The organism is Thermus sp. NMX2.A1 (genome assembly GCF_000511705.1).
GTDB lineage: Bacteria > Deinococcota > Deinococci > Deinococcales > Thermaceae > Thermus > Thermus scotoductus.
Map to the genome: position 1 here is coordinate 34,724 of NZ_ATNI01000075.1, position 15,428 is coordinate 50,151.

17 protein-coding genes, 1 rRNA gene and 1 pseudogene are annotated in these 15,428 nt (G+C 64.5%); 9 read left to right on the plus strand and 10 right to left on the minus strand.

What is annotated here, in order from left to right; genetic code table 11:
* The first annotated feature begins 2 nt into the window (after window positions 1-2).
* The gene (locus TNMX_RS08845) at window positions 3-1,148 is read left to right on the plus strand and encodes a class I SAM-dependent rRNA methyltransferase (RefSeq protein WP_038031372.1); all 1,146 of its coding nucleotides are present in this window, start codon (window positions 3-5) and stop codon (window positions 1,146-1,148) included.
* 81 nt (window positions 1,149-1,229) lie between these two features.
* On the plus strand, window positions 1,230-2,363 hold the full coding sequence (locus TNMX_RS08850) for a citrate synthase/methylcitrate synthase (protein WP_038031374.1): 1,134 nt from the start codon (window positions 1,230-1,232) through the stop codon (window positions 2,361-2,363).
* A 127-nt stretch (window positions 2,364-2,490) separates the two neighbouring features.
* Here the strand turns inward: TNMX_RS08850 and TNMX_RS08855 are convergent, their stop codons facing one another.
* From TNMX_RS08855 to era, 3 genes and pseudogenes are all read right to left on the minus strand, one after another.
* Window positions 2,491-3,300, minus strand: a complete 810-nt coding sequence (locus tag TNMX_RS08855; RefSeq protein ID WP_038031376.1) for a molybdopterin-synthase adenylyltransferase MoeB — start codon at window positions 3,298-3,300, stop codon at window positions 2,491-2,493.
* 3 nt (window positions 3,301-3,303) lie between these two features.
* Window positions 3,304-4,186: pseudogene (locus TNMX_RS08860) on the minus strand (acyltransferase).
* A 44-nt stretch (window positions 4,187-4,230) separates the two neighbouring features.
* Window positions 4,231-5,136, minus strand: coding sequence for a GTPase Era (era, locus tag TNMX_RS08865; RefSeq protein ID WP_015716547.1), 906 nt, complete (start codon window positions 5,134-5,136; stop codon window positions 4,231-4,233).
* 121 nt (window positions 5,137-5,257) lie between these two features.
* Here era and dprA point away from each other — a divergent pair, with 121 nt between their 5' ends.
* A complete protein-coding gene (gene dprA / locus TNMX_RS08870) occupies window positions 5,258-6,259 on the plus strand; it encodes a DNA-processing protein DprA (RefSeq protein ID WP_038031378.1) in 1,002 nt (333 codons plus the stop codon).
* 39 nt (window positions 6,260-6,298) lie between these two features.
* On the opposite strand, the gene TNMX_RS08875 is transcribed toward dprA, so the two are convergent.
* A complete protein-coding gene (locus TNMX_RS08875; RefSeq protein ID WP_015716549.1) occupies window positions 6,299-7,207 on the minus strand; it encodes a manganese catalase family protein in 909 nt (302 codons plus the stop codon).
* Between the two features lie 102 nt (window positions 7,208-7,309).
* Between TNMX_RS08875 and TNMX_RS08880 the strand changes: the two genes are divergently transcribed.
* Complete coding sequence (locus tag TNMX_RS08880; protein WP_038031380.1) at window positions 7,310-8,206, plus strand: LysR family transcriptional regulator; 897 nt, start codon at window positions 7,310-7,312, stop codon at window positions 8,204-8,206.
* Between the two features lie 37 nt (window positions 8,207-8,243).
* On the plus strand, window positions 8,244-9,197 hold the full coding sequence (locus TNMX_RS08885; RefSeq protein ID WP_038031382.1) for a branched-chain amino acid transaminase: 954 nt from the start codon (window positions 8,244-8,246) through the stop codon (window positions 9,195-9,197).
* Here TNMX_RS08885 and trmH read toward each other — a convergent pair.
* From trmH to dcd, 5 genes are read right to left on the minus strand one after another with little or no spacing between them, the layout of a single operon-like run.
* Window positions 9,187-9,762 (minus strand): tRNA (guanosine(18)-2'-O)-methyltransferase TrmH, encoded by a 576-nt coding sequence (gene trmH / locus TNMX_RS08890; protein WP_038031384.1) that lies wholly within the window; start codon window positions 9,760-9,762, stop codon window positions 9,187-9,189. The two genes, TNMX_RS08885 and trmH, sit on opposite strands and share 11 nt — an antisense overlap.
* The gene (gene hisG, locus TNMX_RS08895; RefSeq protein WP_038031388.1) at window positions 9,746-10,369 is read right to left on the minus strand and encodes an ATP phosphoribosyltransferase; all 624 of its coding nucleotides are present in this window, start codon (window positions 10,367-10,369) and stop codon (window positions 9,746-9,748) included. The genes trmH and hisG overlap by 17 nt, the downstream gene beginning before the upstream one ends.
* Window positions 10,366-11,451 carry an ATP phosphoribosyltransferase regulatory subunit gene (locus TNMX_RS08900; RefSeq protein ID WP_038031391.1) on the minus strand — a complete coding sequence of 362 codons (1,086 nt, stop codon included), beginning with the start codon at window positions 11,449-11,451 and terminating at the stop codon, window positions 10,366-10,368. The genes hisG and TNMX_RS08900 overlap by 4 nt, the downstream gene beginning before the upstream one ends.
* The gene (locus TNMX_RS08905; protein WP_015716555.1) at window positions 11,448-12,053 is read right to left on the minus strand and encodes a peptidylprolyl isomerase; all 606 of its coding nucleotides are present in this window, start codon (window positions 12,051-12,053) and stop codon (window positions 11,448-11,450) included. The genes TNMX_RS08900 and TNMX_RS08905 overlap by 4 nt, the downstream gene beginning before the upstream one ends.
* Window positions 12,054-12,056: 3 nt before the next feature.
* Entirely contained in the window at window positions 12,057-12,602 is a 546-nt protein-coding gene (gene dcd / locus TNMX_RS08910) for a dCTP deaminase (protein WP_015716556.1), read from the minus strand.
* A 30-nt stretch (window positions 12,603-12,632) separates the two neighbouring features.
* Between dcd and TNMX_RS08915 the strand changes: the two genes are divergently transcribed.
* Window positions 12,633-13,535: a putative Ig domain-containing protein gene (locus TNMX_RS08915; RefSeq protein WP_038031394.1), complete on the plus strand. Its 903-nt coding sequence runs from the start codon at window positions 12,633-12,635 to the stop codon at window positions 13,533-13,535.
* Between the two features lie 26 nt (window positions 13,536-13,561).
* Here TNMX_RS08915 and TNMX_RS08920 read toward each other — a convergent pair whose 3' ends face one another.
* Window positions 13,562-14,041, minus strand: coding sequence for a macro domain-containing protein (locus TNMX_RS08920; protein ID WP_015716558.1), 480 nt, complete (start codon window positions 14,039-14,041; stop codon window positions 13,562-13,564).
* A gap of 28 nt (window positions 14,042-14,069) precedes the next feature.
* Here TNMX_RS08920 and TNMX_RS08925 point away from each other — a divergent pair, with 28 nt between their 5' ends.
* The 3 genes from TNMX_RS08925 to TNMX_RS08935 form a co-directional block, all read left to right on the plus strand.
* Window positions 14,070-14,777, plus strand: coding sequence for an SDR family NAD(P)-dependent oxidoreductase (locus TNMX_RS08925; protein ID WP_026329073.1), 708 nt, complete (start codon window positions 14,070-14,072; stop codon window positions 14,775-14,777).
* Window positions 14,774-15,235, plus strand: coding sequence for a transcriptional regulator NrdR (gene nrdR, locus TNMX_RS08930; protein ID WP_028494308.1), 462 nt, complete (start codon window positions 14,774-14,776; stop codon window positions 15,233-15,235). Before TNMX_RS08925 ends, nrdR begins: the two co-directional genes overlap by 4 nt.
* A 105-nt stretch (window positions 15,236-15,340) precedes the next feature.
* Window positions 15,341-15,428 (plus strand): 16S ribosomal RNA (locus tag TNMX_RS08935); the annotation flags it as partial.

The window sequence follows — 15,428 nt, forward strand, 5'->3', positions numbered from 1 at the left end:
CCGTGCTGAGGGTGGTGGTCAAGCCGGGAAAGGAGAAGAAGGTTCGAAACTTCTACCCCAACCTCTACCGGGACGAGCTGGAGGGGATTCCCAAGCAGGCAGGGGTGGCGGAGGCAGTGGCCGCAGATGGCAGTTTTTTGGCGGTGGGCTACCTGGACCCGGGTTCCCGCATCCCGTTCCGGGCTTATCGCTTTGACCCTGGCCCTTTGGATCGGGCCTTTTTTCTGGCCCGCTTTGAGCGGGCCTTGCGCAAGAGGGAGGGAATGGGCCAAAGCTACCGCCTGGTGCATGGAGAAGCGGATGGCCTCCCCGGCCTGGTGGTGGACCGGTTTGGAGAGGTTCTGGTTCTCCAGGTGCGCACCCGGGGGATGGAGGCTTTAAGGGAGGTCTGGTTTCCCGCCCTCCTAGAGGCAGTGGGCCCCAAGGGGGTTTACGAGCGGAGCGACGTGGAGGCCAGGAGGCAGGAAGGGCTTCCCGAGAGGGTGGGGGCGGTTTACGGGGAGGTGCCCGAGGTTTTGGCGGTGGAGGAGGATGGCCTGGTTTTCCCCATCCCCTTGGCCCTGGCCCAGAAGACGGGGTTTTACCTGGACCAGCGGGAGAACCGCCGCCTCTTTGAGGGCATGGTGCGCCCTGGGGAAAGGGTCTTGGATGTCTTTAGCTACGTGGGGGGCTTTGCCTTGAGGGCTGCGCGGAAAGGAGCCCATGCCCTGGCGGTGGACAAGGACCTCGAGGCCCTGGCCATCCTGGACCAGGTGGCCTTGAGGATGGGCTTAAAGGTGGACATCCGCCAGGGGGAGGCCTTGGAGGTGCTTAGAGGCCTTCAAGGGCTTTTCGATCACATCCTCCTGGACCCTCCTACCCTGGTGAAGCGCCCAGAGGAGATTCCCCCCATGAAGCGGCACCTGGTGGACCTTTTGCGGGAAGCCTTGCGCCTTCTTGCGCCCGAGGGGTACCTCTGGCTTTCCACCTGCAGCTATTACCTCAAGGCGGAGGACCTTCTGGAAGTGGCCCGGCGGGCGGCCGCCGACCGGGGGATGCGCCTGAGGGTGCACGGCCTCACCTACCAGCCCAAAGACCATCCCTGGAGCCTGCACGTGCCGGAAAGCCTTTACCTCAAGACCCTGATCCTGCAGGAGGATGCCCTCTAGCAGCTACAACCCAGCAGCGTCAGGCCACCCTGGTATGATGGGCGTGGAAGCACCCTTGGGGTGCGAAAAAAGGAGGAGCGTATGGAAGTGGCAAGGGGTTTGGAAGGCGTGCTCTTTACGGAAAGCCGGATGTGCTTCATCGACGGGGAGGCGGGCCGCCTCTACTACTACGGGATCCCCATCCAGGAGCTGGCGGAAAAGAGCACCTTTGAGGAAACCACCTTTCTCCTGCTACATGGGAGACTTCCCAAACGGGAGGAGCTCGAGGGGTTCAAAAAGGAGCTGGCCAGGCGACGGGCCTTGCCCGAGCATATCCTGGAATCCTTCCGCCGCTATCCCCTCTCGGCCCATCCCATGAGCTTCCTGCGCACGGCGGTTTCCGAGCTGGGGATGCTGGACCCCACCGAGGGGGACATCTCCCAAGAGGCCCTCTACCAAAAAGGGCTTTCCCTCATCGCCAAGTTCGCCACCATTGTGGCCGCCAACAAGCGCCTGAGGGAAGGGAAGGAGCCCCTGGCTCCCCGGGAGGATCTCTCCCACGCCGCCAACTTCTTGTACATGGCTAACGGGGTGGAACCCTCCAAGGAGCAGGAGCGCCTCATGGACGCTGCCCTTATTCTGCACGCCGAGCACGGCTTCAACGCCAGCACCTTTACCGCCATCGCCGCCTTTTCCACGGAAACCGACCTCTACTCCGCCATCACCGCCGCCGTGGCTTCCCTCAAGGGTCCCAGGCACGGGGGAGCCAATGAGGCGGTGATGAAGATGATCCGGGAGATCGGCACCCCCGAAAGGGCGCGGGAGTGGGTGCGGGAGAAGCTGGCCAAGAAGGAGCGCATCATGGGCATGGGCCACCGGGTCTACAAGGCCTTTGACCCAAGGGCTGGGGTACTGGAAAAACTGGCCCGCATCGTGGCGGAAACCCATGGGCATTCCACCGAATACCAGATCCTGAAGATCGTGGAGGAGGAGGCGGGCAAGGTCCTGAACCCCAGGGGCATCTACCCCAACGTGGACTTCTACTCCGGGGTGGTTTACTCCGACCTGGGGTTTGGCCTGGAGTTCTTCACCCCCATCTTCGCCGTGGCCCGTATCTCCGGTTGGGTGGGGCACATCCTGGAGTACAAGGCCCTGGATAACCGCCTTCTCAGGCCGGATGCCAAGTATACCGGGGAGTTGGACGTGCCCTACGTGCCCCTCGAGGCCCGGGCTTAGGAGAGAGGCTATGGGGAAGCCGGGGTAAGACCCCCGGCTTTTTCCCTCTAGCTTTTGGCTCTTTCCCACCTTAGCGCGCCCCCTAAGGGTCCAAGGGAGTAGCCCGGGGGACCCCCACCCGGTAGGATCAAAGGCCGCAAAAGGCCTCGTAGTCTATAAGCTCCCGCTGGGTGGGGTGGTCCCCGCAGACCGGGCAGGCGGGGTTGCGGCGCAGGGAGAGCTTGCGGAACTGGGCTTCTAAGGCGTCGTAGAGGAGCAGGGACCCGGCCAGGGGTTTCCCGATCCCCAAAAGCACCTTAAGGGCCTCCGCGGCCATGAGGCTTCCCACCACCGCCGGCAACACCCCGAAGACCCCGGCCTCGGCGCAGGAGGGAACGCTTCCCGGAGGAGGGGGCTTGGGGAAGAGGCACCGGTAGCAGGGGCCCATCTCCCCCTCGGGGGTCAGGTGGTGAAAGACCGCCACCTGGCCGTCAAACTGGTAAATGGCCCCGTAGACGAGGGGTTTTCCCAGGAGCACGCAGGCGTCGTTCACCAAATAGCGGGTGGGGAAGTTGTCGGAGGCATCGATCACCAGGTCGTAAGGCTTCAGGATCTCTAGTGCGTTTTCCGAGGTGAGGCGCACGGGGTAGGTGTCGATCTGCACCAGAGGGTTCAGGGCTAAGAGGCGCTCCTTGGCGGCCAGGGCCTTGGGTTTGCCCACATCCTCCGTGGCGTAGAGCACCTGGCGGTGGAGGTTGGAAAGCTCCACCCGGTCCATCTCCACAATGCCCACCCGCCCCACCCCGGCGGCCACCAGGTACTGCAGGACCGGCACCCCCAGGCCTCCGGCCCCCACCACCACCACGGAGGAGCGCTTGAGCTTTTCCTGCCCTTCAGGCCCCACCTGGGGCAGGATCATCTGGCGGTGGTACCGGTCCAGCTCCTCCTTGGTCCACATGGCCTAGGCCTCCCGGGTTCCGAAGCCAGGGGGGAGGAAGTCGGGGAAGTCGGGGTTGCCCTTGCGGTCGGGGGCCTTGGGGATGAGGTCCGAGGGATGGGGTTCCCCCTTGCGGCAGTAGGGGCAGTCGTGGCGGACCTTATAGCGGGTGGGCCTTGCGGGAATGCCCAAGGCAATGGCATGGGGAGGCACATCCTTGGTGACGATGGCCCCCCGTGCCCACCATGGCGTCGTCCCCGATGCGCACCCCGGCCAGGATGGTGGCGTGGTAGGTGATGCGCACCCCGCTACCGATGATGGTTTCCTTTAGGGTGACGTCAGGGGAGGCCAGGACGTGGTGGGTGTGGCTGTAGACGTTCACGTAGTCGGAAAGGGAGGTGCGGTCTCCGATCTTTATGCCCCCGATGTCGTCCAGGAGCACGTAACGGTGGACCACCACGTCGTCCCCCAGCTCCAGGTTGTACCCCACGGAAAACTCCACGTTCTGGAAGAACTTGGGGTTTTTCCCCACCCGCTTGAAGATGAAGGGGGCTAAGGCCCGGCGGATGGCCACCCCGGAGTGCACGGACTGGCCGATGGGGGTGAGGTCCAAAACCTTCCAGAACCAAAGGAGGGGTTTAACCTTTTGGAACTTCTCCTGGTCGGTGGCGGCGTAGTACTCCGCTTCAAAGGTGATGCCCTCGGGGTCTAGCCCCATGGCGGCCAGGGGGTTTAGCTCCAGGAGTTCCGCATAGGGTCGGCCGTAGAGGAGGCGGGCAAGCTCCTCTCTCACCAGGGCGTTCCGGTCCACGCTGGGATCGGAAAGCTTCTCCACCAAAGCCCCGATGAAGCGGTCCAGGGCCTTTTCGTGAAGGGGGGCGATGCCTCGAGGAAGGAGCCAGGGCATATGGGTATGCTAACCGGAAAAGGCCCCCAGGGGAATGCTCTTCCTCACCCTATGGAGGATCGGTAGCCCAGCTCCCGCAAGGCCTCGGGGTCCTTCCGCCAGTCGGGGTAGACCTTGACCTCGAGGTCCAGGTACACCTGCCGGTTCAGGAAAACCTCCAGCTGTTTCCTGGCGGCCTGGCCGATCTCCTTGATCTTCCTGCCCCCCTCCCCGATGACGATGGCCTTTTGCGAGGGGCGTTCCACATAGAGGACGGCCTTGATGTACAGGATGCCGTTTTCCCTCTCCGCCACCTCCTCGGTCTTCACCGCCACAGCGTAGGGCACCTCGTGCCAGAGGCGCTTCATGGCCTCCTCCCGGATGATCTCCGCTACCCACTCCCCGAAGTCCTGGTCGCTTTTGGCGAAGTCCTCGGGGTAGAAGAAGGGGCCTTCGGGGAGAAGGGCCAGGAGTTCCGCTTTGAGCTCGGCCACCTGGCGTTCGTCCAGGGCGGAAAGCATCCTGGCCTCAGCCTCGGGCAGGAGGGCGTGGTAGGCCTTGAGGGCCTCCTCGGGGTATTTGGCAGCGTCCAGCTTGTTGCCCACCAGGAGGATGGGCACCTTTCCCACCAGGGGCTTGAGGGCCTTGGCCACCAGCTCGTCCTCAGGGGTAGGGGGGTGGCGGAGGTCCACCACCCACACCACGGCGTTCACGTCGGAAAGGGCCTCGTAGACCTCCTGGTCCATGAACTCCCCCAGGGCGTCCATGGGCTTGTGAAGGCCCGGGGTGTCCACGAAGACGATCTGGCGGTTTCCCTCGGTGAGGATGCCCCTAAGGCGCTTCCGGGTGGTCTGGGGCCTGGGGCTGATGGGGGCCACCTTCACCCCCAGGAGGTTGTTGAGGAGGGTGGACTTGCCCACGTTGGGCTTGCCCACGATGGCCACAAAGCCGGAGTAGGTTTTCTCTTCCATATCTGCTAGGTCATCCCGACCCCCTTGGATTGGCCTTGGGGCCTGGGGCCGGACCTTCGGGCACGGACTCCGGGATACAGGCTCCGCCCGTGACCCAGATGTTTCAGTATACTCTAAACCCGTGGATCCCTTGGCCCTGGCCCTGCTTCCCGGCATCGGGCCCAAGCGGCTTCTTGAGCTTTTGGCGGAGGAAAACCCCCTTCTTTCCTTAAAAGAACGCTTTCCCCAGGTGGCAACCCAGCTTCCCCAGGCGGAAGGGGAGGCCAGGCGGGAAAGGGAGCGGGCGGAGGCCTTGGGGGTACGCATCCTGGGGCTTTGGGAAGAGGCCTTTCCCGAGGGGCTTAGGAGGCTTCCCCAACCTCCCACCCACCTCTATGTGCAAGGGGATCTTCCGGAGGAAGGGAAGGCGGTGGCCATCGTGGGCACCAGGAAAGCCTCCGCCTGGGCGCTTTCCTTCACCCGCAAACTTGCCCGGGAGCTTTCCGAGGCCGGGCTTTGCGTGGTTTCCGGCCTGGCCAGGGGGGTGGACCGGGAGGCCCACCTGGGGGCCCTGGAGGGAGGTGGGTCCACCCTGGGGGTTTTGGGAAGCGCCTTGGACCGCATCTATCCTCCCGAGCACCGGGAGCTGGCCCGGAAGGTGGCCCTGGTTTCCGAGTTCCCCTTCGGCACCGGACCCAAGCCGGAGTTTTTCCCGAGAAGAAACCGCATCATCGCCGGGCTTTCCCGGGCGGTGATCGTGGTGGAGGCCCCCATGGAATCCGGAGCCCTCATCACCGCCCGGTATGCCCTGGAACTGGGCAAGGAGGTTTTGGCGGTGCCGGGCCGTCCTATGGATGCGAACTCCTTGGGGACCAACCGCCTCATCCAGGATGGAGCCTATCCGGTGCTTTCCGCAGAGGACGTTCTTTCCTACCTGGGATTTTCCGGGAAGCCCAGAAGGGCGGTGGAGCTTTCCCAGGAGGAGGAGGGGCTTTATGCCCTTCTTAGGCAAGGGGAAGCCCTCCCCGAGGACCTGGCCCAGGCCTTGGGGGTTCCTGCGGAAAAAGTGCTTTCCCTCCTCACCCTGCTGGAGCTTAAGGGGCTGGCCCAGGCTTTGCCCGGGGGGAGGTATGGGGCGCTTTAGGGCCGGCTGGGCCTCTTGGCCCAGCCGGGAAGAACCCCCTTACTTGGCCTTCTCGTAAAGTTTCTTGGCGATCTCGTAGAGCTCGCCTGGGTGGAACTCGGGGGCAAACTCGGCAGCGTCGTGGCCCGCGTCAAAGACGGGTCCGCCTTCGGGGGGGCCGTCCACCACCCTTACCTCGCTACCGTCCTCCGGGGAGGGGCCGGACCAGATGAGCCCCAGGTCCTGGTAGTCGGAAGGGCTAAAGCGGTAGAGGTTCCTGTGGAAGCCCAGGTCCATGTACTTTTTGGCCTCGGGGATCTTGCTGTTGTCGATGCGGGGGATGGGGAGCATCCTGGTCATCTCCACCCCGGTGAGGCTTTCTAAGGCCTTGCCGTAGGCGGCGGCGTGCACCCCGCCCCGCACCAGGAGGTAACCGATCATCTCCCGGGCCACGGGGTTATCCGTCATCTCATAAACCCGGAGCTTGTGGGTGCGGGCGGCCACCTCGAGGAAGAAGTTATGGAGAAGGTCCAGAATAAGGTTCCCACTGGTGAACACGTACTCCCCGTGCCAGTGCTCCCCCATGGCTCCCATCACCAGGCTGTTGGCCCCGCCGGCGATGAAGTGGGCGGCGTTGCGGGCGTCCTTGGCGAAGCCCAGGGGGGCGGCCACCGGGTCCACGCTTTCCTCGAGGTCCTTCCCCGGGTTCTTGGCCAGGAGGCTGTTGATGGTGGCGGCCACCAGCTCGATGTGGCCCAGCTCCTCGGTGGCGATGTTGGCGATGAGGTCGTAGTAGGGCTTAAGGGCCTTCTTCCCCCGGAAGTTGAAGGACTGGTACATGTAGTTCATCAGGGTGGACATTTCCCCGAAGCGCCCTCCCAGTAGGGCCTGTACCGCGGCGGCGGCGTTGGGGTCCTGCTCCTTGGGCATGGGGAGTTCGATCTGCAGGCGGTCTATTCTCAGGAACATCCTCGTCACCTCCTGCCTGGCAGGGCCAGGCAGTTTTCACCTTAGGGGGGATCCACGCATAAGTCCAATACATCTTGTTGGTTATAGGAATAAACTAAATTTATGACCCTGGAGCAGATGCGCTACCTGGTGGCCCTGGTGGAGGAGAGGAGCTTTACCCGGGCGGCGGAGCGGGTCTACCTCACCCAGCCTGCCCTCAGCGTGCAGATCCGCAAGCTGGAGGAGGAGCTTGGGGTCAAGCTCTTTGACCGCAGGCAGGGAAAGCCCACGGAGGTGGGGGAAAGGGTGGCGGCCCAGGCCCGCCGGGTGCTGGAGGAGGTGGCTAGGGTCATGGCCATCGCCCGGGGAGAGGAGGGGGTCTTCCAAGGTCCTTTCCGCGTGGGGGTCATCCCTACCCTGGCCCCTTATCTTCTGCCAAGGCTTTTGCCCCGGTTGCTGGAAAGGTACCCGGGCCTCGAGGTCTCGGTGGAGGAGGAGCTCACCCCGGCCATCCTTCAGGGGCTGGTGGAGGGCCGGTTGGATGCGGGGTTGGTGGGTACGGAGGAGCGGGCACCGGGGGTGCAGAGCCTTCCCCTTTTTTCCGAGGAGTTTCTGGCCTACATCTCCCCGGGGCACCCCCTTTATGCCAAGGCGAGCCTTCATCCCTTGGAGATCCCCCTTGAGGACACCTGGATCCTTTCGGAAGGCCACTGTTTCCGGGATCAGGTCCTTTCCGTCTGCCGTCCCAGCCTGGAAAGGCGAAGAGTGGAGTTTCAAAGCGGGGATCTGGAAACCCTGATCCTTCTGGTGGAGGAGGTGGGGGGGCTTACCCTTCTGCCTGAGGTGGCCCTGTGGACCCTTCCCCGGGCCAAGCGCCTCCACCTAAGGCCCTTGAGCCCCCCAGGGGCGGGGCGGACCGTCTACCTTCTTGTGCGGGAGGGAAGCCTTAAGGCACCTGTGGCCCGGGCCCTGGGGGAAGAGGCCAAGGGGGTTTTCCGAGAGCTACGGTTAAAGGGCTAGGAGCGGAAAAGCGTTATGATGGGGGCGGAGGTTCGCCATGGTGAAGCCCGAGGCTAAAGGTGGGGATGTTCATATCAAAGCCGGTCTCATCTGGATGAACGGGGCCCTTCTGCCCCAGGAGGAGGCCAAGACCAGCGTTCTAAGCCATGCCCTTCACTACGGGACCAGCGTCTTTGAGGGTATACGGGCCTACGAAACCCCCAAGGGTGCGGCCATCTTCCGCCTAAAGGAGCACGTGCGGCGCTTTTTCAACTCCGCCAAGGTCCTGCGCATGGAGATCCCCTTCACCCCGGAGGAGATCGAGGAGGCCATCAAGGAGGTGGTGCGGCGAAACGGCTACAAAAGCTGCTACATCCGCCCCCTGGCCTGGATGGGGGCCAAAGCCTTGGGGGTGAACCCCCTGCCCAACAACCCCGCCGAGGTGATGGTGGCTGCCTGGGAGTGGGGGGCCTACCTGGGGGAGGAGGCGGTGCGCAAGGGGGCCAAGCTCATCACCAGCTCCTGGGCCCGCTTCCCCGCCAACGTGATGCCGGGCAAGGCCAAGGTGGGAGGGAACTACGTGAACTCGGCCCTGGCCAAGATGGAAGCGGTGGCGGCTGGCGCCGACGAGGCGCTCCTTTTGGACGAGGAGGGGTATGTGGCCGAGGGCAGCGGGGAAAACCTCTTCTTCGTGCGGGACGGGGTGATCTATGCCCTCGAGCACTCGGTGAACCTGGAGGGGATCACCCGGGATTCCGTGATCCGCATCGCCAGGGACCTCGGGTACGAGGTCCAGGTGGTGCGGGCCACCCGGGACCAGCTCTACATGGCCGACGAGGTCTTCATGACCGGCACCGCCGCCGAGGTGACCCCGGTTTCCATGATCGACTGGCGGCCCATTGGCTCGGGGACCGCCGGGCCCATTGCCCTGAGGCTACGGGAGGTCTACCTAGAGGCCGCCAGGGGCTTGCGGCCCGAGTACGAGGGCTGGCTTACCTACGTCACTTCCTGAGCCAGTCCTCGAGGACCCTTTGGTAAAGCTCTGGGTCCAGGCGGGGATGCTCGTAAAGCCCCGCCTTTAACCTTTGCCTTTGGGCCTCAAAGAGGATCACCGCCGCCGCCACGCTCACGTTCAGGCTCTGCACCATGCCCAGCATGGGGATCTTTATGGCTCCATGGGCGAGGGCCAGGGCCTCCTGGGAAACCCCCCATTTCTCCGCTCCCAGGAGGATGGCGGTGGGCTGGGTGTAGTCCACCTCCCGGAAGTCTAGGGCATCCTCCCGCAAGGCGGTGGCGTAGATCCGAAAGCCCCGCTCCCTCAGGTGGCCGATGGCCGTCTGGATGTCGGGGTGCACCCGCAGGTAGACCCATTTGTGGCTTCCCCCGCTGGTCTCGTTGAAGGTGGGCACGCCCCCGGTGGGGTTCACCGCATGGGCCTCGAGGACCCCCACTGCATCGCAGCTCCTCAGGATGGCCGAGAGGTTGTGGGGTTTGTGCACGTTTTCCAGCAAAACGGTGAGGTCGGGCTGGCGCCTCCTTAGGACCTCCTCTATGCGGCGTCTACGGGCCTCCGTCACGGTTTCTCAGCTTAGCGATCAGGGGCTTTAAAAGCGAGCGTTTAAGCTTGAGGGCCTGCCGGTTCACTACGAGGCGGGCGGTGGAGTGGGCCAGGACCTCCACCTCCACAAGGCCCGCCGCCCTAAGGGTGGCCCCGGTCTGGACCACGTCCACCACCGCATCCGCCAGGCCCGTGACCGCGGCCAGCTCGATGTTTCCGGATAGCTCCACCACATCCGCCACCCAGCCCCGTTCCTTCAGGAGCCGGGTGGTGAAGAGGGGATACTTGGTGGCGATGCGCCGGATGGGGGAGGTATCGCCGGGGCGCCGGATGAGGGAAAGGCGGCAGGCTCCGAAGCCGAGGTCCACCGGCTCGAAAAGGTCCCGGCCCGAGTCCAAAAGCACATCCTTGCCCACCACCCCCACCTCGGCGATCCCCAGGTCCACATAGACGGGCACATCCTTGTTGCGAAGCTCCAGGAGGGCGATCCCTCCTTCCTTGCCGTGGAGGAGAGCCCGCTGGTTCTCTATGGAAGGGAGTTCCAGCCCCGCTTTTCTTAAGGCCTCGTAGGCCTCCTGAAACATTCGCCCCTTGGGCAGGGCAATGGTGAGGGCAAAGCGCTTCATGCCTCCTCCACCTTAAAGATGCGCTCGCCTTGGGCCAGGTAGGGGATGCCCCGGGCCTTGGCGTAGGCCACGGGGTCTTCCCCGTGGAAGAGCTCCACCCGCTTTTCCCGGGCGAAGCGGCGAAGGGCCTTCAGGTCCAGGGCCAAAACCTCGGGGCTTACGTCCACCCTGGGGGGTTTTAGGGCCTCCAGGGCCCGCTCTACCCCTATGGCGAACCCCGCCGCCCTGGGGAGGAGGGCCCCGTCGTACCGGCCGCCTCCTAAAAGGGGCAGGCCGAACCCCGGGGTGTAGGCGCGGAAGAAGACCCCCGAGTAGTACTCGTAGCGCCGGGCCATGCCCAGGTCCAAAAGCACGGGCCTTTCCAGAAGTTCCAGGGTCTTTTCCAGATCCTCCAGGGCCTTTCTGGCTCTTTCGGGGAGGGGGAGGCTCTTGGCCTCGGCCAGCACCTCCATGCCCCCGTAGAGGTCGGGGAGGGCCAGGAGGGTACGCCGGGCCTCCGGGGAAACCGGGTGGCGGGAGAGGAGCTCGGTGAGCTCGGGCAGGTTCTTGCGATGGATGGCCCTCTGGGCTTCTTTGCGGGCCTCTTCCGGCAGGCCCGAGGCCTTGAGCACCTCCCCCACCAGGCTGGGAAGGCCCACCTCCACCTCCCCTTCCAGGCCCAGGGCCTCGAGGGCAGCGAAGACCAGGGAGAGGATCTCGGCATCCGCCAGGGGGCCCGTGGCCCCGATGAGTTCCAGCCCCACCTGGGTGTACTCCCGGTAGCGGCCGAGTTCCGCATCCCCTTCCCTAAGCCAAAGGGCCCCGGCGTACTGGAAGCGGGCCACTCCTTCCCCCAGGTGGGGCCTTAGGAGTTTGGCCAGAAGGGTGGTGAACTCGCTCCTAAGGGCCAAGACCTCCCCGGTTTTGTCCACCAGCTTGAAGGCCCGTTCCGCCAGGGGATGGGAGGGGTCGTAGACCTCGAGGGCCGGGAGTTCCACGGGCTCATACCCATGGCGGAGGAAGAGATCCCGTAGCCGGGCCATAAGCTCGGCCTTGAGCCGGGCTTCGGGGGGAAGCAGAAAACGGGTGCCTTCGGGGATCATTCCTTGACCAGGATCTCCACGCTGAGGATCTTGTCCCGTTCCCCCGTGGCGCCTGGGCCCTCCGTGGGGGCAAGGCGCCTTACCACCTCCATGCCCTCCACCACCTTGGCGAAGAGGGTGTACTGCCCGGTGAGGTGGGGGGTGGGGGCCAGGGTGATGAAGAACTGGCTGCCGTTGGAGTTGGGGTCCTGGGTGCGGGCCATGCCCACCATACCCTCCCGGTCGAAGGCCAAACCGGGGGCGATCTCCAACCCGAAGCTATACCCGGGCCCACCCCGGCCGGTGCCCGTGGGATCCCCTGTCTGGGCCACGAAGCCCGGGATGACCCGGTGCCACACCACCCCCTCAAAGAAGCGGTGGAGGGCCAGGAAGACGAAGGAGTTCACCGTGTTGGGGGCCTCCTTCTCCAGGAGATCAAGAAGAATATCCCCCTTGGTGGTCTTCAGGCGGGCGTAGTAATCCTTGTCGTCTTCCAGCACCTTTTGGGGTGCCTTGAAGGATCGGACCGGTGTTTCCGAAAGGTAGGGAAGGGGTTGCATGCTCTCACCCTTGCAGGCGCCCAGGAGGAGAAGGAAGGCGAGGAAGAGGAGGCGCACCTTCATAGCCTACACCCGGGGCAGGGTGATGCCCTTCTGCCCTTGGTACTTGCCCCGGCGGTCCTTATAGGTGGTTTCGGGCCGCGGGCCCTCGAGGAAGATGATCTGCACGATGCCCTCGTTGGCGTAGACCTTGGCGGGCAGGGGGGTGGTGTTGGAGATCTCCAGGGTAACATGCCCCTCCCAGCCGGGCTCTAAAGGGGTCACGTTGGCCACGATGCCGCAACGGGCATAGGTGCTTTTGCCCAGGGCGATGGCGATCACGTTCTCCGGCATCCGAATGTACTCGATGCTCCGGGTGAGGGCGAAGGAGTTGGGGGGGATGATGACCTCCTCGCCCTCGTACTCCACGAAGCTTTTGGGGTCAAAGCCCTTGGGATCCACCACCGTGGAAAAGACGTTGGTGAAGATCTTCCACTCTGGGGCGGCGCGGAGGTCGTAGCCGAAGCTGGAAAGCCCGTAGCTGATCACCCCTTCCCGCACCAGCCTTTCCTCAAAGGGCTCGATCATTCCCTTTTTGGCCATCTCCCGGATCCACCAATCCGGCTTAATCATGCCTTCAACTATACCCGCTAGACTGGACCCATGCGGAAGTTCTGGCCCCTCTTCCTCCTCCTGGCCGCCTGTGGCACCCAAGACCCCACGGGGGCGGGAATGGAACCCCTGCGCCTCACCAGCACCAGCCTTCCTCCCGCCTACCTGGGGGAGGCCTACACCGCCACCTTCAGCGCCGAAGGTGGGGTGCGGCCCTACACCTTTAGCCTCGAGGGCAAACTCCCCCAAGGCCTTGCCTTCCAGGGCGGGCGGATCACCGGGGTACCCAGGGAGAAGGGCCAGTTCCCCCTTACCCTCACCGTGGAGGACGGGGCCAAGAACAGCCGGGTCCAGCGGCTTACCCTCACGGTGTCCGACCCACCCCCGCCTAGGCTTACCCTGGTGGCCCCGCCGGCCCAGGTGGAAGGGCCCTTCCTGCTCTTGGGCCGGGTGGAGGTGCGGGAGGCCCTGGGCTTCCAGCTGGAGCTTTCCCTAAAGGATCTGAGCCCGGATCTTGCCAGCCTGAAGGTAGCGAGCCCCGTCTACCTCCTGGATTACGATGCGGAGGCAGGGCTTTTGCGCCTGGATGTGGCCTTCGCCAAACCCCTAAAGGACCAGGAGGCCTTCCGCCTCCTCCTCACCCCGCAGAAGGCCCTTACCCCCAGGTTTTCCCCCCGGGTGGTCTTCTACGACAAGGAGGGGAAGCTCCTGGGGGAGGCTTTGAAGCGGGGCAGGCCCTTTGCCGACCTCCTGCAACTGGCCCAGAACTGGGGCAAGGAGGGGAAGGAGCTAAAAGGGGATGGCAACGGGGATGGCAAGGTGGATGCCCAGGACCTCGAGGCCCTGGCCAAGGATTACTTCCCCAAGGTAGCCGCCCCAGCCGCTCCCGGAAGCACCCCTCCCTCTGGGCGGGAGGAGGCTCCCCCGCCACCCCAGGAGGAAGGTTCCCCCTAGTGCCCTCGCATGTTTAAGGTGTAGCCTCAAAGGGCTTTCCGGATGGCCTCGGCGTCCTCCTTGCGGTAGCCGTAGAGGGTGACCTCGAGGGTATCCGGGGCCTTCTTGATCTCCTCCAGCATCACCTGGGCCACCTGGTCCACGGGAAGCCCTCCCACCCCGGTGCCCAGAAGGGGAAAGGCCACGGTCCTTAGGCCTAGCTCCACGGCCTTTTCCAGGGCGCTTCGGGTGGCCTGGCGCACGCTTTCCAAGCTGGCGGGCTCATCCCCCAGGACGGCGGCGTGGATCACGTAGCGCACCCCCAGGTTCCCCGCCCCCGTGACCGCGGCTTCCCCCACCCGGATCTTCCCGATCCGGTCGCATTCCTCCTGGATGGAGGGGCCTCCTTTCCTCAGGATGGCCCCCGCTACCCCGGCGCCCAGCTTCAGATAGTTGTTGGCGGCGTTGACGATGGCATCCCCCCGGAACTCGGTGATGTCCCCTTCTTCCACGCGGATGCGGGCCATGTCCTCATTTTCCCGTACAATGGGCCTGATGTCACGGGATATCTTGGGGCTCGAGGGGCGGATCGTTATGGTAACCGGGGCCGGCAGGGGCTTCGGCCGGGCCATCGCCCACGGCTACGGGCGCAACGGGGCCACGGTTATCGCCGTGGACCCCGACGTGGAGCTGGCCACCAGCGTGGCCTCGGAGGTGGAGGCCTTGGGGGCCACGGCCATCCCCATCCGGGGCGATATGAGCGTGGTTTTGGATGTGACCAGCACCTTTGAAAAGGTGGAAGAGCTTTTTGGGCTATTGGACGGCATCGTCCACGTGACCACCGCCGAGAGCAAGACCCCCTTCGTGGAGCTTCTGGAAGGGGAGTGGTACGACCTCATGAGCCAGGATGTGAAGTCCAGCCTGTATGTGCTCCAGCAGGGTCTGCGCCACCTGGCAGGGGGTGGATTCGTCACCTTGGTGCTGCCGCCGGCGGTGCGCATAGAGCCCCATACCCTTTCCGTGCGCCGGGCGGTGGAAGGGCTCATCGAGGGGGTCACCCGGACCTTCCCCGGGGTGCGGGTGAACGGGGTGGTGCCCTCCCGGGATCCGGTTTCCGAAGCCTACGACCAAGCCTTGGTCCGGGCGGCCCTGGGCCTGGGTTCCATGGTTTCCGAAGGGGTGCGCGGGGTGGTGCTGGAGGTGGAGCTTCCCGAGCCTCCCCCGTCCCCCGAGATCTACGAGCTCCTTAGGGAAGTGCCATGAAGTGCCCTTACTGCGGTCATCCCGACACCCGGGTGGTGGACTCCCGCCCCTCCGACGAGGGGGCGGCCATCCGCCGCCGCCGGGAGTGCCCAGCCTGCGGCCGCCGCTTCACCACCTACGAGCGCACCCAGCTGGAGCCTTTGATGGTGGTGAAGCGGGACGGCCGAAGGGAACCCTTCAACCCCGATAAGCTCCTGAGGGGGCTTCTTTTGGCGTGCGAAAAGCGCCCCGTGGACCCGGAGGTTCTCCGCCGCTTCGCCTACACCTTTGAGGACCAGGTGACGGGTCCGGAGATCACCTCCGAGGAGATCGGCCTGAAGGCCATGGCCTTTTTACGGGATCTGGACCATGTGGCCTACATCCGCTTCGCCTCCGTGTACCGGGAGTTTGATTCCGTGGAGCGCTTCATCGAGGAGATCCGGCGCCTGGGGGGTGTTGACAAGAAGGAGGGGGCTTGATAGCATAGCTTTTGCTGCGCGGGCGAAAGCCCAAGCAGGGGGATCTTGAAAAGGGGAGAGCAGAGGCTAACACCAAGAAGCCAACAACGCCTTCGGGCGTTAATTTTATTGGAGAGTTTGATCCTGGCTCAGGGTGAACGCTGGCGGCGTGCCTAAGACATGCAAGTCGAGCGGGGCAGGTTTATACCTGTTC